The 19,024-nt window shown below is 50.7% G+C and carries 20 protein-coding genes and 4 tRNA genes; 21 read left to right on the top strand and 3 right to left on the bottom strand.

Going from position 1 to position 19,024, the window contains the following annotated elements; genetic code table 11:
- The first annotated feature begins 185 nt into the window (after positions 1-185).
- The 6 genes from BMZ40_RS18270 to BMZ40_RS18245 all read left to right on the top strand — a co-directional run bounded on the left by BMZ40_RS18270 (position 186) and on the right by BMZ40_RS18245 (position 5,498).
- A complete protein-coding gene (locus tag BMZ40_RS18270; protein ID WP_092379363.1) occupies positions 186-1,628 on the top strand; it encodes an AAA family ATPase in 1,443 nt (480 codons plus the stop codon).
- Positions 1,629-1,769: 141 nt separating this feature from the next.
- Positions 1,770-2,144, top strand: a complete 375-nt coding sequence (locus BMZ40_RS18265) for a DUF1257 domain-containing protein (protein ID WP_092379361.1) — start codon at positions 1,770-1,772, stop codon at positions 2,142-2,144.
- Between the two features lie 91 nt (positions 2,145-2,235).
- Positions 2,236-2,436 carry a DUF2997 domain-containing protein gene (locus BMZ40_RS18260; protein ID WP_092379358.1) on the top strand — a complete coding sequence of 67 codons (201 nt, stop codon included), beginning with the start codon at positions 2,236-2,238 and terminating at the stop codon, positions 2,434-2,436.
- A gap of 15 nt (positions 2,437-2,451) precedes the next feature.
- Positions 2,452-3,393 carry a DUF3150 domain-containing protein gene (locus tag BMZ40_RS18255; protein WP_092379355.1) on the top strand — a complete coding sequence of 314 codons (942 nt, stop codon included), beginning with the start codon at positions 2,452-2,454 and terminating at the stop codon, positions 3,391-3,393.
- A gap of 68 nt (positions 3,394-3,461) precedes the next feature.
- Positions 3,462-4,343, top strand: a complete 882-nt coding sequence (locus tag BMZ40_RS18250; RefSeq protein ID WP_092379352.1) for a PD-(D/E)XK nuclease family protein — start codon at positions 3,462-3,464, stop codon at positions 4,341-4,343.
- Between the two features lie 192 nt (positions 4,344-4,535).
- Positions 4,536-5,498 (top strand): ATP-binding protein, encoded by a 963-nt coding sequence (locus BMZ40_RS18245; protein WP_092379349.1) that lies wholly within the window; start codon positions 4,536-4,538, stop codon positions 5,496-5,498.
- A gap of 30 nt (positions 5,499-5,528) precedes the next feature.
- Here the strand turns inward: BMZ40_RS18245 and BMZ40_RS18240 are convergent, their stop codons facing one another.
- Positions 5,529-6,701: a hypothetical protein gene (locus BMZ40_RS18240; protein ID WP_177193267.1), complete on the bottom strand. Its 1,173-nt coding sequence runs from the start codon at positions 6,699-6,701 to the stop codon at positions 5,529-5,531.
- Positions 6,702-6,759: 58 nt separating this feature from the next.
- On the opposite strand from BMZ40_RS18240, the gene BMZ40_RS18235 reads away from it, so the two are divergent.
- Positions 6,760-7,836 carry a tyrosine-type recombinase/integrase gene (locus BMZ40_RS18235; protein ID WP_092379343.1) on the top strand — a complete coding sequence of 359 codons (1,077 nt, stop codon included), beginning with the start codon at positions 6,760-6,762 and terminating at the stop codon, positions 7,834-7,836.
- Between the two features lie 42 nt (positions 7,837-7,878).
- Here the strand turns inward: BMZ40_RS18235 and BMZ40_RS18230 are convergent.
- Positions 7,879-7,955: transfer RNA gene (locus BMZ40_RS18230), tRNA-Arg, on the bottom strand.
- Between the two features lie 288 nt (positions 7,956-8,243).
- Here BMZ40_RS18230 and BMZ40_RS18225 point away from each other — a divergent pair.
- A complete protein-coding gene (locus tag BMZ40_RS18225) occupies positions 8,244-9,551 on the top strand; it encodes a TolC family protein (RefSeq protein ID WP_092379340.1) in 1,308 nt (435 codons plus the stop codon).
- Positions 9,552-9,609: 58 nt separating this feature from the next.
- Here BMZ40_RS18225 and BMZ40_RS18220 read toward each other — a convergent pair whose 3' ends face one another.
- The gene (locus BMZ40_RS18220; RefSeq protein WP_092379337.1) at positions 9,610-12,045 is read right to left on the bottom strand and encodes a Lon protease family protein; all 2,436 of its coding nucleotides are present in this window, start codon (positions 12,043-12,045) and stop codon (positions 9,610-9,612) included.
- Between the two features lie 172 nt (positions 12,046-12,217).
- Between BMZ40_RS18220 and BMZ40_RS18215 the strand changes: the two genes are divergently transcribed.
- The 13 genes from BMZ40_RS18215 to BMZ40_RS18155 form a co-directional block, all read left to right on the top strand.
- Positions 12,218-12,580 (top strand): AtpZ/AtpI family protein, encoded by a 363-nt coding sequence (locus tag BMZ40_RS18215; protein WP_245751147.1) that lies wholly within the window; start codon positions 12,218-12,220, stop codon positions 12,578-12,580.
- Positions 12,564-12,968 (top strand): hypothetical protein, encoded by a 405-nt coding sequence (locus tag BMZ40_RS18210; RefSeq protein WP_092190585.1) that lies wholly within the window; start codon positions 12,564-12,566, stop codon positions 12,966-12,968. Before BMZ40_RS18215 ends, BMZ40_RS18210 begins: the two co-directional genes overlap by 17 nt.
- Positions 12,969-12,970: 2 nt before the next feature.
- A complete protein-coding gene (atpB, locus tag BMZ40_RS18205) occupies positions 12,971-13,675 on the top strand; it encodes a F0F1 ATP synthase subunit A (RefSeq protein ID WP_015774960.1) in 705 nt (234 codons plus the stop codon).
- A 60-nt stretch (positions 13,676-13,735) separates the two neighbouring features.
- Complete coding sequence (atpE, locus tag BMZ40_RS18200; RefSeq protein ID WP_092190587.1) at positions 13,736-14,059, top strand: ATP synthase F0 subunit C; 324 nt, start codon at positions 13,736-13,738, stop codon at positions 14,057-14,059.
- A 93-nt stretch (positions 14,060-14,152) separates the two neighbouring features.
- A complete protein-coding gene (locus BMZ40_RS18195; protein ID WP_092190589.1) occupies positions 14,153-14,797 on the top strand; it encodes a redox-sensing transcriptional repressor Rex in 645 nt (214 codons plus the stop codon).
- Between the two features lie 97 nt (positions 14,798-14,894).
- The gene (gene rpmE, locus BMZ40_RS18190) at positions 14,895-15,104 is read left to right on the top strand and encodes a 50S ribosomal protein L31 (protein WP_092190591.1); all 210 of its coding nucleotides are present in this window, start codon (positions 14,895-14,897) and stop codon (positions 15,102-15,104) included.
- A gap of 37 nt (positions 15,105-15,141) precedes the next feature.
- Entirely contained in the window at positions 15,142-16,203 is a 1,062-nt protein-coding gene (gene prfA, locus BMZ40_RS18185; protein WP_092379332.1) for a peptide chain release factor 1, read from the top strand.
- Positions 16,204-16,227: 24 nt separating this feature from the next.
- Positions 16,228-17,070: a peptide chain release factor N(5)-glutamine methyltransferase gene (gene prmC, locus BMZ40_RS18180; RefSeq protein WP_092379329.1), complete on the top strand. Its 843-nt coding sequence runs from the start codon at positions 16,228-16,230 to the stop codon at positions 17,068-17,070.
- A gap of 124 nt (positions 17,071-17,194) precedes the next feature.
- The gene (lpxC, locus tag BMZ40_RS18175; protein ID WP_092379326.1) at positions 17,195-18,118 is read left to right on the top strand and encodes a UDP-3-O-acyl-N-acetylglucosamine deacetylase; all 924 of its coding nucleotides are present in this window, start codon (positions 17,195-17,197) and stop codon (positions 18,116-18,118) included.
- A 91-nt stretch (positions 18,119-18,209) separates the two neighbouring features.
- Positions 18,210-18,285, top strand: a tRNA-Thr gene (locus tag BMZ40_RS18170).
- A gap of 6 nt (positions 18,286-18,291) precedes the next feature.
- Positions 18,292-18,377 (top strand) — tRNA-Tyr (locus BMZ40_RS18165).
- A gap of 65 nt (positions 18,378-18,442) precedes the next feature.
- Positions 18,443-18,518: transfer RNA gene (locus BMZ40_RS18160), tRNA-Gly, on the top strand.
- A gap of 105 nt (positions 18,519-18,623) precedes the next feature.
- Positions 18,624-19,024, top strand: a 401-nt coding sequence (locus tag BMZ40_RS18155) for a GTP-binding protein (RefSeq protein WP_143075694.1), incomplete at its 3' end; no start/stop codon positions are given.

The raw sequence follows: 19,024 nt of genomic DNA, 5'->3' as shown, positions 1-19,024 counted from the left end.
CAAATACTCAGCGCTTAGGGACACAACGGGCAAGGATAGCTTTTTTCGATGTTCCATATCTATGTATATTAGATTACGCCCGAATGGTCACTATGATATTTTTATTTTTTACATAGAGATATATCAATTATTCGCTGAATAACAGCGCTATCATCATACTGACCAACTACTTTTTAGGAGGTACAATGATCCTCGACTACTTAAAGGCAGGCTATCCTGCCTTATGCGTCGTTACTTCTGAACCACATCGCGCCGAAAACATCATTCGGTGTCCCGGATGGAAATTTTTCACCTGGGATTGCCTTACAGGCATTCGCGAAACTTCAACCCTCAAAGCAATTGAAGAGATTCGTGATCCTGTAGAAGCGATCAGATGGCTCGAAAGACTACCCGATTCTGTCCTAGTGACCCTCAACCTTCATCTATTCATGGAAATCCCTGAAGTAATTCAAGGCATCCAAAATGGCGTTCCAAAATGGAAATCCATCGGTTCAAGTCTCATCATGCTGACGCCGGTTTTAAACCTGCGTCCAGAGATCGAGAAATTGTTTACCGTGATGGATCTACCATTGCCCAACGATGGCGAGCTTTACGACCTGCAATGCGACATTGCCAAACACTGTCATATAAAACCAAACCGCAAAGCAGCTCGAGCCGCCAAAGGGCTCACGGAACTGGAGGCGGAGGCCGCCTACGCATTATCGGCGGTACAAAAAGGCTTCTTCTCGACGAAGGTAGTCTCGCACGCGAAGGCGCAAATCCTTCGCAAGTCGGGACTACTGGAATTCTGGGAACCGACCAGCATCAAGGAACTTGGCGGGTTGGATGAACTCAAAATGTTCATCAAGAATCGCACGAAGGCATTTACGCCTGACAATGATTCACTGCCCAAGCCCAAGGCTATCCTGCTGGTTGGTGTTCCTGGGACGGGGAAAAGCCTGTCCAGTAAGGCGACAGCCTCATTACTAGGATGGCCCCTCATTCGTCTGGATATTTCAGCCCTCAAGAATTCTCTTGTCGGTGAATCCGAGCGACGGATGCGGGAGGCCCTCAAGGTCATCGATGCCTTCGGACAATCGGTGGTTTGGGTTGACGAGGTCGATAAGGCTTTCGCTGGAGTCGGTTCCAATACCGATTCCGGCACATCAGCCGGAATGTTCGGCACGTTTTTGACCTGGATGCAGGAGACAGAGTCTCCGGTCCTGGTCATGGCGACGGCCAACAACATCTCACAACTACCACCGGAATTTTTAAGAGCAGGCCGGTTCGATGCCACATTTTTCGTGGACATGCCGAGCAAGCCAGAGCGTCAGGAAATCATCCGCATCATGAACAAAAGATACGGATCAGAAATCCCGCTTGAATTTGCCGACAACCTGTCCGGATGGACAGGAGCTGAAATCGAACAGCTTGCCAAGGATTCCTTGTTCGACGGCCTCGACAAGGCCTATGCAGCCATCGTGCCTTTGTCTCGAACCATGCGCGAAGAAATCAACGCTTTGCGTGAATGGGCTCGGACAAGGGCTAGGTTCGCCAACACACCAGACGGCGAGCCTGAAGAATCTCGAAAAGTCAGGACTGCGAAGCGGATCAAGCTTCCTAGTCCTTCAAACCCGATTTTAAACTAACAAAACAGGAGGAGAAATGACTGACGACTGCAACGAAACTGCCTCTACGAATTATCCAGCGCAGAGTGAACAACTCGCTTTGCCACCAGGGATTGAAGCTGATGTGGCATGTGAACACTCCATAACTACAATGGAGGACACATGAGCCATATCAGTAAAATCGAACTCAAGATTAACGATCTCGATGCTTTGCGAAAAGCTTGTGATCGCCTCGCTCTTCAGTTCATGTACGGGCAGAAAGCTTTCAAATGGTACAACGGTTCACATCCTTGTGACCATGCAATAAGCGCAGCCGATGCTTCTTATGAAATTGGAGTAGTCCGACAGGACGACAGCTTCTCATTATACTGGGATGACTGGAGTACTGGCGGATTGACCCAACGAATTGGAGCAGGAGCTGGACTTCTCAAACAAGCCTACACCATAGAAAGAGTTTTGTCTGAAGCACGAAGAAAAAATATGCGTTACTCCGAAATTAAAAATAATAACGGAGTGCGCATCGTTCTAACAACTTAGCACATCCATCTTTCCCTACTCCAAAGCCTCCATCTTTCCAACAAATTTCAAACTTTATCCACACGCTTCATGCGTGCATGGAGGATTTATCGTGCCCAAGCAGATTGTCATTGACGTTTCGCATGACGGAGAAATCCGTATCGAGACAAAAGGATACGAAGGGTCTTCATGCTTTGAAGACTCTCAATTCATCAAGGATTTACTTGGCAAGGAAATTTCAGTGCAATTGTGCCCCGCGTTTTACAAACGTGGCAAAGAAACAATCAAAAGACATATTCCGCTTTGCGGATAATCAAGGAGATTGAACATGGAAAACATTTTTAGACAAAGCTGCCTGTTGCAGCTCAAGACATCATGCTGGACCGGAAGCAAGGCCCTGGAACCCACGGCTCTGGAAAGACTGGGCGATTCCGATTGGCTGCGAGGCAAGAAACACCTCGTTGACCCGGAGCACCTCGGTCCCATCAAGACGGTGACGCAGAAAGCCAGGAAATTCCTGAGCAAGAATGCGTTGCCGTTTCCCCTGGCATCCCTGACACTTGTGCCTAAAGATTCAATTCATTTCGTCGAAGAAAACCTTCAGGAATTTGAACGAGAATATTGGGAAAGTGTCAGCGCATTCACTTCGCAGTACGAACAGGCACGGGAAGATGCCAAGACAATTCTTGGACATCTCTTCCGCGACACGGACTACCCGGTCAACATCCGGGACAAGTTCCGCTTCGAATGGCGGTATGTCATTCTCGACATTCCCAACGAAGCAAGCGTTCTGCCTCCGGAAATCTACGAACGAGAAAAGGAAAAATTCCAATACCTCATGGAGGAAACACGGGAGACGGCTTTGCTGGCTCTGCGTGAAGAATTTGCGGAGATTATCGGCCACATGGTGGACCGACTCAGCAATGGCGAAGACGGAAAGCCCAAGATCCTGCGCAGCAGCATGATCGACAATCTGACCGAATTCTTTGCCACCTTCGAGGAGCGCAACCTGTTCAACGACGACGAGCTCCGCGAGATGATCGAAAACGCAAAAGAAATTGTGAACGACATCCGCAGTCCCTACGCCCTCAAATACAACGATGCCCTCAGGCAGCGTGTCGCCGAAGACATGGCTCGCTTGAAGGCGGTCGTGGACGATTCAATTGAGGAGCTCCCCCGCCGTCGCATTCGCATGGAGGATCACAATATCCCTTTATCTGACAACTTCTCGCCGCGAAATATCCGGGGAGAAGTCCAAGTTGCCGCTTAATTGTGCAGCAATCAAACCACCCAAAGGGAGGCTTCGAAAGAGGTCTCCCTTTTCCATTTGGAGGGTCCATGAGTATTCGTTTTAGCAAATCAAAGCTGAATACATACCTTTCATGTCCTAGAAAATATTATCTACATTATGAACTAGGCATGAGAGCAAAGAAAGCATCCAAAACACTTATAGAAGGATCAGCTATACACCATATTGTCGAGTCAGGTCTCGTTTATCGCCAGATAAGTGACATTGCGGAAGAATCATCTCGAATCTTTTGGGAAGATAATCCATTTGAAAACTGTTGTTACGAAACAGAGCAGGAATATATCTCGGCACAGCAATTATGCCTGTTCCAATCCAAGAAATTCCTAGAAGGTCTTGGGCCACTGCCTGCGTTACGCATGGAGACGGAATATCAATGCCAGTTAATCCACCCACTCACGGGGGAAACTCGCGAAGATATTTCTCTCCTGGGCTATCTTGACCTACTGTTGATCGGTGAAGACGGAACTCCTTGCCTCGTGGATCTCAAGACCGTCGGGAAAACCCCCAGAGAGGGAATGTCTCGCGTTGCTCTTGAGATGAGTCTGTATGCGTATCTTTATACCCAGCCTTTCGATTCGATGGAGTTTAGCCACTACCCGGTGGCTCTTGTGTACTTGATCCGCACCAAAGAACCAAAAGTTCATTGGGACGAGTCAACACGATCCCTTCCACACTTTGTAGAAATTTTTAACATCTGCTCCCAAGTTGCTTCAAGCATCGAACGTGGCTGTTTCTGGAGAAATCCAGGAATGCATTGTTCATGGTGTGATCAGCAAAGTCTGTGCTATATGGACGAAGCTCTCGCATTAGAAACATTTGGCGAAGAATCGTGGAATTTATACCTACTTGATAACGCAAGGCTTGAAGACGAACTTCTCGGACTTTATGAGTCTCGCGTTGTCAATTTTTAGGAGATGATATGAGATGTGCTTGGTGTGGACTTAAAATAAGCGAAGACGAAAAATGGGCACAAATAATGCCTGTTCAACTTAACGAAGAATATCGACTTAACACATCAGAACCAATCTTCATCCATCGAAGCATGTGTCTAGCGGCATATGAAAGAAAAGTTACTTTTCAACATAGATACGGAGGAAAACCTTATGTTCAAAAAAGCACAGAGGAAAGCTGCGAAACTAAGGCTGGCTCTAGTCGGCCCTAGTGGTAGCGGGAAAACATACTCTGCCCTCATGATTGCCAAAGGCCTTGAAGGACGTGTTGCGCTCATCGATACCGAAAGAGGTTCCGGAGAACTCTACTCTCACCTCTTGAATTACGATGCCGCTCAGCTCGATCCCCCCTTCTCACCTGAAAAATACATCAACGCCATCAAGGCGGCGGAACAGGCCGGCTATGACATTATCATACTCGACAGCCTGAGCCATGCATGGACAGGAGAAGGCGGCGTGCTCGACATGCATGACCGTGTCTCGAAGTCTGTCCGCAACACCTTTGCGGCTTGGCGTGAGGTCACTCCCCAGCATAACGCACTGGTCGATGCCATCCTTGGCTCAACCTGCCACGTCATTGTGACCATGCGGACCAAAACCGCCTACGAAGTCACAAACGAAAACGGGAAGACCAAAGTTGCCAAGGTCGGACTTGCCCCTGTCCAGCGCGACGGTGTCGAGTACGAATTCACCGTGGTCATGGACCTATCTGTCGATGGTCATGTCGGGACAGCCAGTAAAGACCGAACCGGTCTCTTCGATGGTCAGCACATTTTGCCCAGCGAAGAAACTGGGAAATCTTTGAAGCGCTGGCTCGAAGGAGATGTGTCTATCGTAAAAACAGTCCAAGCAGAAAGTAAACCACCCGCATTCAAAAACGCAGCTGGATCATTTGTCCTGGACCGTCTATACAAACTCCTTCAAGACCTAGACCTCATTGACCGTCTTGGCGATTACAACAAATACGTCTGCAATCGCTATGACGCTGATGATCTCGAAAGTCTCCCAAAAGAACATGTCATTGAACAGCTGAACTTACTTCAGCAGTGCAAAGGCAAACCTGATCACCTGAAAAAGTTGATCAATATTTTAAACCAGCAGCAAGAGGCTGCTTAAAAAAAGCTCCCCTTCTACAAAGAAGGGGAGCTACTTTTCCTTATACCAGTGTTCTATTGGTTTAAGAGCATCATAAACTTTTTTATATGTTATTAATTTATCTTTTGGCAATGGCTTTCCATTATTTTTTCGAGAATAGTCTTTTTGATAATTTTCGTTGATCTCAAAACAAACATGTTTTGCCATTTTTTTAAAATCTCTTCTATCGCCACTTTTCCATAAATCAATAGCCATATTTATGGCTTTTGTATAATTTTTTCTTTTAGCTTCATATCTATCATCATGCGCCTTCGAAGCTAAAATTTTTAACAGCTTAACCAGCATATCTTCATTATTTAGATTTGAAAGTATCTCAAGTATGCCTACAATTCTTCCAAGTCTAAAAAAAGCATCAACTGCTTCACTGTCAAATTCTGAATCATGAAGAGATGTATTTATAAAATCAATACATGCTCTAGCACACTCAACCTTAATGCTAATCATTAAATCAAAATCATTTTTCAACACACCTGATTCTTTCAATTTGTGCGTCAAATACTGAACGCTCTCTACTTTTTCATCAGAATCAATCTCTTCAAAATCTAACGTATGAATCAATGAACGGTAATTTATTAATATAGGTACATCTCTATCCATAACTAACTTTCTATTACGTTCATCAATAAATTCTAGATATTTTTCGTCATTTTCATCATAAACAACATATTCATTGTTTTTTGAACTTTGAGATATTTCAAGCGCTTTACTTTCAGTATAAATTATGTGTTGTTTCTTTTTTTTTGTCTCTTTTAAATTCCTTAGGTAATCAAAAAATTCACCATCATCAGACTCAATATATTTGAAAAATACTTTCTTAAGAGAAAAATATTCAACCTTTTTTGCGTACTCATTAACTACATCTTGATATTCACTTAGCAACTCTCGAATCTCGTCTACAGAGATGTTCCCAAAATCCCCTTGATTTCGCTCCACCACTCCATCCTCCAGAGGCAACTTGTTGAAATTCAGGCCCGCTAAAATCTGGTAGGCTACGACCGTCCCAGCCCCAAATATTATTTTAGTCCTCTCCTCATTGTGAACACTAACCGGATTTTTGGGATGAAGAGAGACTTTGAAAGCCAGGCCGAAAGGCGTATTATGACGCCCGAGGAGGTCGCCAAATTCGTGCACAAAAGCTGTAGCTGGGTCTACAAGCATTGGCAAGAATTGGGCGGCGTGAAGCTCGGAGGGTCTCTCTTTTTTCCATGTGAGGAGGACCTTTATGAGCGTTTATTTCGACGAGAAGAGAAAGGTATGGCGGTACGACTTTGTCATGAATCGAGTTCGGTATCACGCCAGCCAGTTCAAAACCAAGTCCGCAGCAAGAGAAGCGGAGGCGGACAAACGGAAGGAGGTGAAAACCCTGCTCAAGAACCCACCGCCCGAAAAAATCGACATGGGCTTCTTGGAGCTAGTGAATAGAAGGCTCGATTATGTCCAAGCCTACAACTCTGAGCGCCATTATTCTGACCTGAGGTACATGGCCAAACGGTGGGTTGCCGAATGGGGGAAGAAGGCTGCGGACGAAATCACTCCGGAGATGGTGCAGAAATTCATTCTGAAGCGAGCAAAAAAATCATCTCATGTAGGAAACAAGGAGATACGCTTTTTACGGGCACTCTTCAATCATGCAAAAAAATGGAAATGGCTGAAGGATAATCCGACTGACGGTTTGCCCTTTCTACCCGTGGAAAAAAAATTGAAGTATGTCCCTCGTCCTGAAGATATAGAAGCTATTATTTCCTTAGCTGATCCAGAAACGCAAGACTATCTCAATGTAATCAGGTTTACCATGGCTCGGATGAGTGAAATTAATCGGCTGACTTGGGATGATGTTAATTTAGAAGAGCGTTTTGTTGCGTTATATACCCGCAAAAAGAGGGGAGGGCATTTGACTCCAAGGAAAGTGCCGATGACTGAAGAATTGTTTCAGATTCTTAATCGTCGATTCCACGAGAAGGTGCCTGACAGACCTTGGGTATTTTGGCATAGATACTTCGATAGAAATCAAAGAAATTATGTTGTCGGGCCTTATAAAGACCGTAAGCGCATCATGACCACGCTGTGCAAAAGGGCAAACGTCAAGTATTTTAGATATCATGCTTTGCGGCATTCAGGGGCTTCTATTTTAGAAAGTCTCAATGTTCCAATCGTGAGCATTCAAAAAATTCTTGGCCATGAAAATAGAAGTACGACAGAGGTTTATCTGCACAGCATGGATGGCAGCGAGAGGTTTGCGATGGAGGCTTTTGGGCAAAAGCTGTGCCATAAAAGTCCCACCCAAAGTCCCACCCAATAAAGGAGGGGCTACGGATTGTTCCACATAACCCCTTGATAAAATTGGCCCGCCCTACATGATTTGAACATGTGACCCCCGGATTCGAAGTCCGCTACTCTATCCAGCTGAGCTAAGGGCGGAATTGGAGATTAATGGTGATGCTTGTCGGGGCCGTGTTCCTTGTTCAGGGAATAGACGATCAGACCGACGCAGCAAAGGCCCAAGGCAAGAATGAGTCCAGAAAACATGGGATGCCTCCTCTTGATTATGATCTAGTCCGAAAACATAGGCGAGATCCTTCGTGACTTCAAGTGCTTTTCTTCACAAGTCGGGGGCGACATGCTGCGGGGTGGCGTTTTGAGGCAGGGGAGAGTATGTGCCCCTGATTGCCGGGAAAACTTTTCAAACAACCGGTTCCGGAGTGTTTTATGAAAATATTGAAATGCGGTTTGTGCATGTTTTTCTTCTGTTTCTTTTCCTTGCCCGCCTGGGGCGTGGAGACCTTGACCATGCGGGAAGCCGTTGAGATCGGGCTGAAGTCGAATCCTTCGGTTCTGGCAGCGCGCGAGGCGCTTATGGCCTCGGACTATGCCGTCAAATCGGCCAAGGCGGCTTTTGGGCCATCCCTGGGCACGGCATACGGCTATACCCGCCTCGACGAGCGGCCGCAGTCCTTCGGGGTCAACGTCGGCACGCTGGATAACTGGGAACTCACCTTCAATGTGCACCAGCCGCTGTTTACCGGATTCAACCTGCTGACGACGCACGAAAAGGCCATCTTGCAGAAGGAGCAGGTCGCGTCGCAGATCGACAATGTGGAGCTGCGGCTCATCGTCGCCATCCAGGACGCTTTTCTGCGCTTGCTGCAGGCGCGGGAGAATGTACGTTCCGCCGAGGATTCTCTTGTCCGGTTGCGGTCGCAGCTTAAGGTTAATACCGCTTTCTACGAGGTGGGCCTGCGTCCCAAGCTTGACATGCTGCAGGCCGAGGTGGACGTGGCCACGGCCGAACAGGTGCTGCTGACCGCAAAAAACAACGAGGCGACGTTAAACGCCCAGCTGAACACGTTGCTCGGCAAGAGCGTGGAGGCGGATGTGGCGTATGTCGGGGAGTTGCGGTATTTCCCCATGCCGCTGACCCTGGAAGAATGCCTGGAGCGTGCGGGGCGGCATCGTCCGGATCTGCGCATTGCCCGCCAATCCGTCATGCTGGCCGAAAAGGACAAGGTGCTGGCGGCTGTGCCGTATTATCCGCAGGTGGCCGCCGACTTCAATTACATCCGCCAAGGGGAGGATCCCCTGGTGCACGGCGGAGACTACCATACGCCCAGCCAGTGGAATGCTCAGGTCGGGATGAAGTGGACCTTTTTTGAATGGGGAAAGACCTATTACGGGGAAAAGCAGGCGGAAAAAAATGTGAGCCGGCTGGGTCAGGAGTATCAGAATCTTGAGAACGACGCCTCGTTTGAGGTCAAGAAGAGCTTTTTGCAGATTCAAGCCGCCGAAAAACGCATAGCTGCCGCAAGACAGGGCCTGATCGCCGCCAAGGAGAGCTACCGCATGGCCGTGGCCAGATACGAGGCCCAGGTAGGTACCAACACGGATGTCCTTGATGCCCAATCCAAGCAGACGCTCAGCGAAGCCAGTCTGCACGAGGCCTTATCGGATTATGAGCGGTCCGTGGCCGAGCTTTATGGGGCAATGGGGCAGAGAAATCCGGAGCTGCTGGCGCAGTGAGAAAAAGCCGGGTCTGCTCGAGAATCCGGAATGAAAGCCACAGAAAGCCGGGTCCTTTTCAGGATCCGGCTTTCTTTATGCCTTTTCGCCTGGGCATGGTGCATTTCTTTTCCGCAAGGACCGCAAGTTCGGTCAGCCTCTCGTCTACGGCCGCATAGATGGAGTTTTGCGAAAAACGACCGTCTTTCAGCCGTTCTCCAGCTCTCTTGCCTGTCAGAAACTCCATGGCCTCCTCGATGGTGCTCACAGGGTGGATATGAAACTGCCGGTCCTTTATGGCCTGCAGCACATTGTCCCGAAGCACCAGATGCACGATGTTGTCCCTGGGCAGCAAAACACCCTGCTGACCGGTGAGGCCGCGTCGCCTGCAGACCTCGAAAAAGCCTTCCACCTTGTGCGTGACCCCGCCCACGGCCATGATCGCTCCCGACTGGGAGATGGCCCCTGTGAAGGCCAGATCGAGGCGGATCGGCACGTTTGAAAGGGCGGAGAGAAGGGCGGCAAGTTCCGCGCCCGACGCCGAGTCCCCGTCGACCTGGGCGTAGCTTTGCTCGAAGCACAGGCTGCCGGTCAGGACGAGCGGCTTGTTGCGGGCAAACAGGTTCACGAAGTAGCTTTTGAGGATCATCATGCCCTTGGTGTGGATCGGACCGCCGAGCTCGGCTTCGCGTTCCAGATCCATGATGCCGCCGTGGCCCACGCCCACCGTGCAGGATATCTGATGCGGCAGGCCCATGACGTAATCCCCGACCTGCGTCACGGACAGGCCGTTGGCCACGCCGACTCCCTGCCCTTGGGTGCGCACCTTGATGGATTTGCGATCGTATTCGCGCAGGAACTCCTCCTGGTACAGGTTGGTCCTGTATTCGCGTTCCTCCAGGGCCTGCTTCACGATGACGGCGTCGATGACCCGTTTGTCCTGGGTGTTAGCCAGGGCATTGGATTCGATCATGATTTCGCGCAAATGCGAAAAATGCAGGGACAGGCGCTCCCGGTCTTCAGCCATGCGGGTGGAGTAGTTCACCAGTTCCGCGAAGGCGTCTTTCGTGAATCCGCGAAGGCCGGATTCGCGTCCGGCGCGATCCAGGGCCTGGGCATATCCGGTGATGGACTCGGGGGTGCGCTCGACGGTGTCCTGAATATGCGCCTTGAGCTTGAATATCTTCCGGAACCGCTCGTCATGCATGTAGAGCAGTTCGTATGTCTCGTCGTCACCGATGAGCAGAACCTTGAGGGCAAGCGGGATCGGGTCCGGACTGATGGTGCGGGTGCGCAGCATGTCATAATGGTCCGTGGGGTCGTCCAGACTCGATTGCTTGGTGCGTAGGCAGCGCAGCAGGCCTTCCCAGGCGGCGGGGTGGTTCAGGAGGTCGTCCACGCGCAGGATGAGGAATCCGCCATTGGCGCGATGCACCGCTCCGGCCTTGATCAGGGAGAAGTCGGTGTAGTAGGTGCCCCATTCCGTTTCACGCTCCACGCAGCCGAGAAGATTGAAAAAGCCGGGGTTGATTTCCTTGACCACGGGCGCGCCGGTGACTTCGGAATTGTCCACAAAGAGGTTGACGTCGTAGCGCTGGAAAAAGGAGTCCGACAGGCCTTCCCCCTGCTGTTCCGGCCCGGTGCGGGGTTCGCGCTCCTGCCGACCCTGATAGTGGGGAAGGTTTTCAAGAATGTCTTCCTTGAAGGAATCGAAATATTTCTTGAGCGCCTTGTTTTCAGCGAATTTCTTGTGGATGGGCATAAGCAGCCGGTCCACGAGGCTTGCGGCATGCTCTTGCGCCAACTGCACTTCCTTGGCCCGGAATTCCTGCTCGCTTTTATTGACCAACCGTGACAGGTCCGCGATGGTGTTCAGCACGGCGCTGCTCTGGTCCTTGATGACTTTCTTCTGGGAGGACTCAAGACGTTCGAATTCTTCCGAACTGAGGACCTTGCCGTCCACCAGCGGCGTTAGTGAAACCGCTCCGGTGTCGTCGATGTTCAGGCTGAATCCTTTTTTCTGGGCGGCTTCATCCATCCTGTCCATCAGATCGTCCCGCACCAGGGCCAGCTTGGTGAAGAGTTTGTTCTGGAGCCGAAGGTAGCTGGCCTGTTCGAAATGGCGCGGCAGGTCGCGGCGAAGACGTTTGACGACGCGCTGCAGATTCTCTTTGAGAACCTTGCCCTGACCGGGCGTCAGGCTGACCAGGAGCGGCTTGTCGGGATTGTCGAAGTTGTTCAGATAGACGAGGTCTGGAGGCGTCGTTCCTTCCTTGGCCCGGGGGAGAAGAAAGTTCTCGACAAGATATGTCCGTCCAAGTCCCGGTTCTCCGGCGACATAGACATTGTATTCCATGCCCGGAATGGAGAGCCCCATTTCCAGGGCCTTGCGGGCTCTGGGCTGGAACAGGCAAACGGCGTTTGTGTTGTCGCGGATATCGTTGCTGCGCAGGATCTTGCGTGGGTCCGGCTCGATCTTGAGTTGACGGGCTTTGAGTTCAGGGATGTTTTTCATTGATTCTCGTGCTGCCGGCTTTTATGCCGGGGTTGTTGATTTCGTGTCCGGGCATAGTGCGAATAGGTCCTGCTGGCAAGCCGACCACTTTCGACGGGATTGGGCTTTGTAATTATGGATGTGCGCGCAGGGCATGGGTGGAGGGGGTTTAAAATTCATCAGGCGAAAAACTTTGGTTGACGCGAAGTTGGGGGGTGTGGTAGCCCCGACTTCGATTTGTGATTTATTGCACGAACGATCTGGGACAGCAAAAACCCATCGAGACGAACATATGCTCTTTAACAGGAAAAATTCCAAACATTTCGAGTCGCTGGGTATTGCTTCGGTGATGGGGCTTCAGCTGGTATCCGGGGTGGTAGTGGGCTTTGCCATGGGCTACTATCTCGACAAATATTTCGGAACAAAACCTTGGTTGACGCTGATTTTTTTGGTGTTCGGCATCATCGCCGGATACAGGAACATGTTTCGGGAAATGCAGCGCATCCAGAAGAAAGAAGCGGAAGCCGATGCTCGCAACAATGCAGAAAAAGATTGAGCGCGTTCTCTACGCCCGGGGGTTTCACGTCCCGGAAGTGCGCAAGATGGCGTTGCGCCAGGTTTATTTTCTGCTTGGAGCCCTGCCGGCGTTGGCTTTTGGCTGGAAAGGCCTGGACCTGGCAACCGGTGTGCTGCTTGGAACCCTCAACTTTCTGGCGCTGGCCAAGTTGATTCAGGAATTGGTCTATTTGCAAAAAAGTGCGGTGGTTGTTCAGATTTTCAGCTTTTACGGACGCCTGATGATAACGGCATTGGCTTTTTATGTGCTGATCGCTCATCTGGGATCCTCGGGTGTCTGGCTGCTGATGGGTTTTTCCACTGTGCTGATCAATATTTTGCTTTGGGGAATGTCACAATTTTTGGGGAAAACTTCTAAGGAGGCGTAAAAATGGCAGGGGATTTACATCCAATTTTCTTAGTAGAGGAAGTAGTAAAAGCCATTGGTCTCGTGGACGCTCATGGTCACAGCTTGATACCGGGCCAAGTCCTCCACGCGTGGGTGGTCATGGGTGTGCTCATCGCTCTTGGCATATTGGCCACGAAAAAACTCTCCCTTGTTCCTAAAGGGTTGCAGAACTTTTTTGAGCTGCTCATCGAATCATTAGAGAACTTTGTCGTTGCCAACATGGGCGAAGACGGTCGAAAGGTCTTCCCGGTACTTGCGACCCTGTTTATTTTCATCCTGTTCAGCAACTACGAAGGTCTGGTGCCCGGCCTGGACGCTCCTACGGCGAACATCAACACCACTCTGGCCATGGCCGTGTTCGTGTTTGTGTACTACCAGTACTGGGGATTCAAGCTGCATGGATTTCACTACATCCATCACTTCACCGGACCTGTGCCGTGGCTTGCTCCGCTTATCTTTCCCATCGAGGTAATCGGGCATTTCGCACGCATGCTTTCGCTCTCTTTGCGACTTTTCGGAAACATCAAGGGTGAGGAAATCGTGCTGGTCCTGCTGTTCATGCTGGCTCCGGTCGTATCCACCGTTCCGATTTACTTCCTGTTCATGTTGTTGAAAGTCATCCAGGCTTTGGTCTTCTTCATGCTTTCCATGCTCTATCTGAAGGGCGCATTCGAAGAAGCGCACTAATTTGGGGGAAATGGTCTTTTCGACCACTAATCATTATACGTTTTAGGAGGTTTTTGAATCATGCGTAAAGGTTTTCTGTCCGTACTGGCCACTGTCGCTCTGGTAGCTGTCGCTTCTTCCGCTTTCGCCGCTGACGCTGCTCCTGAAGTCATCTCCACCATCGCTTGGGCCGCTTCTTTGGGAATGGCCATTGCCGCTGCTGGTTGTGGCATCGCACAGGGTCTTGCCGTCAAGGCTGCTTGCGAAGGCACCGCCCGCAACCCCGAAGCTTCCGGCAAAATCACCGTGACCATGCTGATCGGTCTTGCTCTGATCGAATCCCTGGCCATCTACGCCTTGGTTGTTAACCTGATCCTGCTGTTCGCCAACCCCTTCGTTGGCTAACTCTGATCGAAAAAAGGGGGGGAGGCCCGGCCTCCCCCCCCTTTTTTTGCTATTTTAATGAAATAGCTCACAAAGTTATTGCTTGGAGTCATTTTGAAAAGCGCCCACATACCTCGCGCCACGATTCAGCGATTGGCTGTCTACGTACAAGTTTTGGAGACGCTCCTTCAAGAGGGCGATTCCGTCATATCTTCCGACGGCCTGGCCCGTGCTTGCGGCGTAAATCCTTCGCAGATTCGAAAAGATTTGGCTTATTTTGGTGAATTCGGCGTGCGAGGCGTTGGATATTATGTTCAGGATTTGCTGACCGCCATCAAACAGTCTCTTGGCATCGACCGGACATGGAATGTCGCGCTGGTCGGCGTCGGCAATCTGGGGCGGGCATTGCTCAGACACGGCATTTTCAGGCGTCGCGGGTTTATTCTCGTGGGAGCCTTTGATTGCGATCCCTTCAAGATTGGCGAGGAAGTCGCCGGTCTGGAGGTCGTCTGTTCGCGCAGGCTTAAAGAAAAAGTCAGCGAACTCGAGATTGAAATAGGAATCATCACCACTCCTCCCGAACGAGCCCAGCGTGCCGCCAATTACCTGATTGAAGCGGGCGTCCGGGGCATCGTGAATTTCGCGCCGGCCAGAATTTCGGTTCCGGAAAATGTTGCCGTTGAATACGTGGATTTCATGCACCATATTTTTTCCGTGGCCTTCAATATTTCCATAAATCAGGCCAAGGGCCTTTCCTAACTCCCTTTTTCCCAAATTCAGGTCGCGTGAATTTCGACTTGCCATTCGTCTCCGAGTGGTTTAGTTGTCCTCTCTCTTTTGAAACTGGAGGTTTCCCATGAAGAAAGATTTGCATCCCAAGGTTTATGAAACTGCGGTACGTTGTGCCTGCGGATACGAGTTCACCACCAAGTCCACTGTTGGCGCGGAACTCAATGTTGAAATTTGTTCGCATTGCCATCCCTTTTTCACGGGTGAGCAGCGTTTTATCGATTCTGCCGGTCGTATCGACAGGTTCAGAAAGAAATACGCCAGCCTGGCAAAATAATTGTTGAAATTTAGCCGAAGTCGAGCGCAGCATACACATGGTCGATAAATTAGAAAGTCTTGCGGCAAAGTACCGCGAACTTGAGCGCGAAATGAGTACTCCTGAGATTTTTCAGGATCAGGAGCGCTATCGAAAAATCGCCAAAAAGCATGCTGAGCTTGACGAGATCGTCAAGGCGTTCGAGCTTTACAAGACATTGCTTCGCGAGATGGCTGAAAATCAGGAGCTTGCCAAGGATCCGGATCCCGAGCTTTGCGAGATGGCCCAGGCGGAAATTGTCATTCTGAAAGCCAGGATCGGGGAGCAGGAGCGGTTGCTCAAGCAGCTTTTGACCCCCAAGGATCCCCTGGATGAGAAAAACATCATCCTTGAGATCCGTGCCGGTACCGGCGGGGAAGAGGCGGCTTTGTTTGTGGCCGATATCTTCAGGATGTATTCGCGCTATGCCGAATTGCATTCCTGGCGTGTGGAAGTCTTGAGCAGCAGTGACACAGGGACTGGCGGCTTCAAGGAACTTATTGCGTCCGTTTCCGGGACCAATGTTTACAGCAAGCTCAAGTTTGAGTCGGGTGCACATCGGGTCCAGCGTGTCCCGGCAACCGAAAGTCAGGGCCGTATTCACACGTCCGCCATCACAGTCGCGATTCTGCCGGAAGCTGAAGAAGTAGATGTGAAGATCGAACCGACCGATATCCGGGTGGATGTGTTCCGTTCTTCCGGTCCGGGCGGGCAGTCGGTCAACACGACCGACTCGGCCATTCGCATCACTCATCTCGCCACGGGTCTGGTCGTCATTTGTCAGGATGAGAAGTCGCAGCACAAGAACAAGGCCAAGGCACTCAAAGTGCTGCGTTCCCGTCTTCTTCAGGCTGCCCAGGATGAGACGAAGAAGGCCTATGACGACAATCGCAAGTCACAGGTGGGCTCGGGAGATCGTTCCGAGCGCATTCGCACCTACAATTATCCGCAGGGGCGTGTGACCGACCACCGCATCAACCTCACGCTTTACAATCTTGATCAGGCCATGGAGGGTCACATCGATGACATCATTGATGGTCTGGTTCAGCATTACCAAGCAGAAGCCATGAAAGAAAGCTGAGGAGACTCGGCTTTTTTTTTATCCATGCAGTCCCGCAAATCAATACTGGAGCACTGGGAGAAATTGCTGCTGCAAAGCGGTGTTGATTCCCCCCGCCTGTCCGCGCAGGTTCTGCTTGCGCATGTCCTTGGCATTTCCCGGCTCGACATGCTTCTTGAGAGTGGCGCCCCGGTGGACGAGCCATGTCGCTTGCGGATGGAAGAACTCGGCAGCCGGCGGATGGACGGAGAGCCTGTGGCGTACATTGTCGGGGAAAGGGAATTTTATGGATTTGCGTTTCACGTCGGCCCCGAGGTGCTTATTCCCAGGCCCGAAACGGAGCTGATTATCGATCATTTGCTCGAATCGTTGGGCAAGGATGCATGCCTGAAGGTCCTCGATGTCGGTACTGGAAGTGGAGCCTTGGCCGTATCGTGCGCCAAGCTTTTTCCCGACTGTCGAATTGTGGCGGTTGACATTTCCTTTGATGCGCTAAAGGTCGCACGCAAGAATGCGCGGCTTCACAATGTTACGGACCGGATTCTCTTCTTGCAAGGAGATCTGCTCAAATCTCTGCGCACCGGTGCTTTCGATGTTGTGCTCGCAAATCTTCCCTACGTACCCTTGTCCACAAGAGAATCACTTAGCCGGGAAGTACTTTGTCATGAACCGGAAATCGCGCTCTTTTCCGGTCCTGACGGTCTGGATTGTTATCGTGCCCTGGCTCTGTCGCTTCGCGGCGCCATGAAGGCCGGATCCTTGCTCCTTTGCGAAATTGACCACTCCCATGGACACGCCATGATCGAGTTGTTTTCAGACATCACCAGGAATGTGCGTATCGTGAAGGATTATGCTGGGCTGGACCGAGTGGCGGTTGTTGTTTTTTAGCACTTATCATGTTGTCTGAAAGGAACTGTCGCCGAGGGTGATGTGCGCAGTTCACTTTAAAGTGATTAATCTCAATGTATTGCGATTGCATGGTTTATGGCATGAAGTTTGATAATGGCTGGTCATGAAACAGACTACACTACGAAAAGAAGTTCGATGCTCCGGTGTCGGTTTGCATAGCGGCCAGAAGGTTGAGATGATTCTCAAGCCTGCGCCTGCCGATACAGGGGTCATTTTTTCGTTGTCGACCAAGAGCGGGCGACAGGTCGTGGTGCCGGAGCCTGGAAAGGTCGTAGGCACTGGGCTGGCCACAACGCTGGGTACCGCTGGGGCCAAGGTTTCCACGGTGGAACATCTCCTTGCCGCCCTGGTCGGTTTGGAAATAGACAACGTTCTTGTCGAAGTTAATGGAGAGGAAATCCCTATTCTCGACGGGAGCGCTTCCGTATACGTGTACCTGATCAATTCCGCAGGGATCCGGGTTCTCGATCGTCCCCGTGAGGTTGCCAAGATCAAGCGTACCCTTGTTTTCGAGCAGGACGGAAAGCGCGTTGTGGCCAAGCCTTTCAATGGCTTGAAGATTGACTATCGAATCAACTTTCCGCATCCGCAGATTGGCACGCAGAATTTTAGTTTTGAGTCGACTCCGCTTACTTTCTCCCACCGCATCGCCCGGGCCAGAACATTCGGGTTCATGAAAGATGTTGAGTGGTTGCAGAAAAACGGCCTGGCTCTTGGCGGTTCACTTGAAAATGCCGTTGTCTTTGACGACTACGGAGTGGTCAACCCCGAAGGATTGCGTTTCGCAGACGAAATGGTGCGCCACAAGATTTTGGATTTCATGGGTGATATCGCTGTGGGCAGTCATCGCATTTGGGGCCATTTTGAGGTCTCCTGTTCCGGGCATGACTTCAATAACAAATTCATGCGTTATCTTTTTGATAATCAGTCAGAATTTCTGGATTTTGTTGCTCTTGAAGACATTGCGAGCCGTCCCAAATGCCCTGACCCGGTGCTCGTGCCTGTAGGGGTACCTGCCTGGGCCTGAGTCAAAAGCGTCGAAAGACGCTTTTTTTAATTTCCTGAAAAATAATGCTTGCCTTTGAGATTGAATGCTCATAATGACTTCGTTCTCACGGGCTGGCGTAGCTCAACTGGTAGAGTAGCTGACTTGTAATCAGCAGGTTGCGGGTTCAAGTCCCATCGCCAGCTCCAGGTGATGGAGGGGTTCCCGAGTGGCCAAAGGGAACAGACTGTAAATCTGTCGGCGTACGCCTTCGGAGGTTCAAATCCTCCCCCCTCCACCAAGAAGAAGCCGTGAAAACCAGTAGGAGACAGAGATCATGCTGTCGCCTGACTACTGAGATGAAATGCGGGAGTAGCTCAATGGCTAGAGCATCAGCCTTCCAAGCTGAGGGTTGCGGGTTCGAGTCCCGTTTCCCGCTCCATTTCCTCGTCTCACCAGTCTTGCGCCTCCATTTTTCCTCATCTCTTCTGAAGAAGCACTCACTTATACATATATAGTAATTCGTAATTTTATTAGGGGGTAATGTATGGCCAAGCAAAAATTTGAAAGAAAGAAGCCGCACGTCAATATTGGTACGATTGGTCATATCGACCATGGCAAGACCACGTTGACCGCCGCGATCACCAAGATCGCGAGCCTCAAGGGCGGTGGATCCTTTGTAGCGTTCGATGAGATCGACAAGGCTCCCGAAGAAAAGGAACGCGGTATCACCATTGCCACCGCGCACGTCGAGTACGAGACCTCCAAGCGTCACTACGCTCACGTGGATTGCCCCGGTCACGCCGACTACATCAAGAACATGATCACCGGCGCGGCCCAGATGGACGGCGCGATCATCGTTGTCGCCGCCACCGACGGTCCCATGCCCCAGACTCGTGAGCACATCCTGCTCGCTCGTCAGGTCGGCGTTCCCTATGTCGTGGTTTT

The organism is Desulfomicrobium apsheronum (genome assembly GCF_900114115.1).
Lineage (GTDB): Bacteria > Desulfobacterota > Desulfovibrionia > Desulfovibrionales > Desulfomicrobiaceae > Desulfomicrobium > Desulfomicrobium apsheronum.
This window is presented reverse-complemented; position numbering and strand designations above follow the sequence as displayed.

What these genes read in the sequence shown, in the direction of transcription:
- BMZ40_RS18255 (WP_092379355.1), top strand. Translation starts at nt 2,452, where the DNA reads ATGGAAAACATTTTTAGACAAAGCTGCCTGTTGCAGCTCAAGACATCA.
- BMZ40_RS18235 (WP_092379343.1), top strand. Translation starts at nt 6,760, where the DNA reads ATGAGCGTTTATTTCGACGAGAAGAGAAAGGTATGGCGGTACGACTTT.
- lpxC (WP_092379326.1), top strand. Translation starts at nt 17,195, where the DNA reads ATGAAACAGACTACACTACGAAAAGAAGTTCGATGCTCCGGTGTCGGT.
- BMZ40_RS18265 (WP_092379361.1), top strand. Translation starts at nt 1,770, where the DNA reads ATGAGCCATATCAGTAAAATCGAACTCAAGATTAACGATCTCGATGCT.
- BMZ40_RS18210 (WP_092190585.1), top strand. Translation starts at nt 12,564, where the DNA reads ATGCAGAAAAAGATTGAGCGCGTTCTCTACGCCCGGGGGTTTCACGTC.
- BMZ40_RS18225 (WP_092379340.1), top strand. Translation starts at nt 8,244, where the DNA reads ATGAAAATATTGAAATGCGGTTTGTGCATGTTTTTCTTCTGTTTCTTT.
- BMZ40_RS18250 (WP_092379352.1), top strand. Translation starts at nt 3,462, where the DNA reads ATGAGTATTCGTTTTAGCAAATCAAAGCTGAATACATACCTTTCATGT.
- prfA (WP_092379332.1), top strand. Translation starts at nt 15,142, where the DNA reads ATGGTCGATAAATTAGAAAGTCTTGCGGCAAAGTACCGCGAACTTGAG.
- atpE (WP_092190587.1), top strand. Translation starts at nt 13,736, where the DNA reads ATGCGTAAAGGTTTTCTGTCCGTACTGGCCACTGTCGCTCTGGTAGCT.
- prmC (WP_092379329.1), top strand. Translation starts at nt 16,228, where the DNA reads ATGCAGTCCCGCAAATCAATACTGGAGCACTGGGAGAAATTGCTGCTG.
- BMZ40_RS18245 (WP_092379349.1), top strand. Translation starts at nt 4,536, where the DNA reads ATGTTCAAAAAAGCACAGAGGAAAGCTGCGAAACTAAGGCTGGCTCTA.
- atpB (WP_015774960.1), top strand. Translation starts at nt 12,971, where the DNA reads ATGGCAGGGGATTTACATCCAATTTTCTTAGTAGAGGAAGTAGTAAAA.
- rpmE (WP_092190591.1), top strand. Translation starts at nt 14,895, where the DNA reads ATGAAGAAAGATTTGCATCCCAAGGTTTATGAAACTGCGGTACGTTGT.
- BMZ40_RS18220 (WP_092379337.1), bottom strand. Translation starts at nt 12,045, where the DNA reads ATGAAAAACATCCCTGAACTCAAAGCCCGTCAACTCAAGATCGAGCCG.
- BMZ40_RS18270 (WP_092379363.1), top strand. Translation starts at nt 186, where the DNA reads ATGATCCTCGACTACTTAAAGGCAGGCTATCCTGCCTTATGCGTCGTT.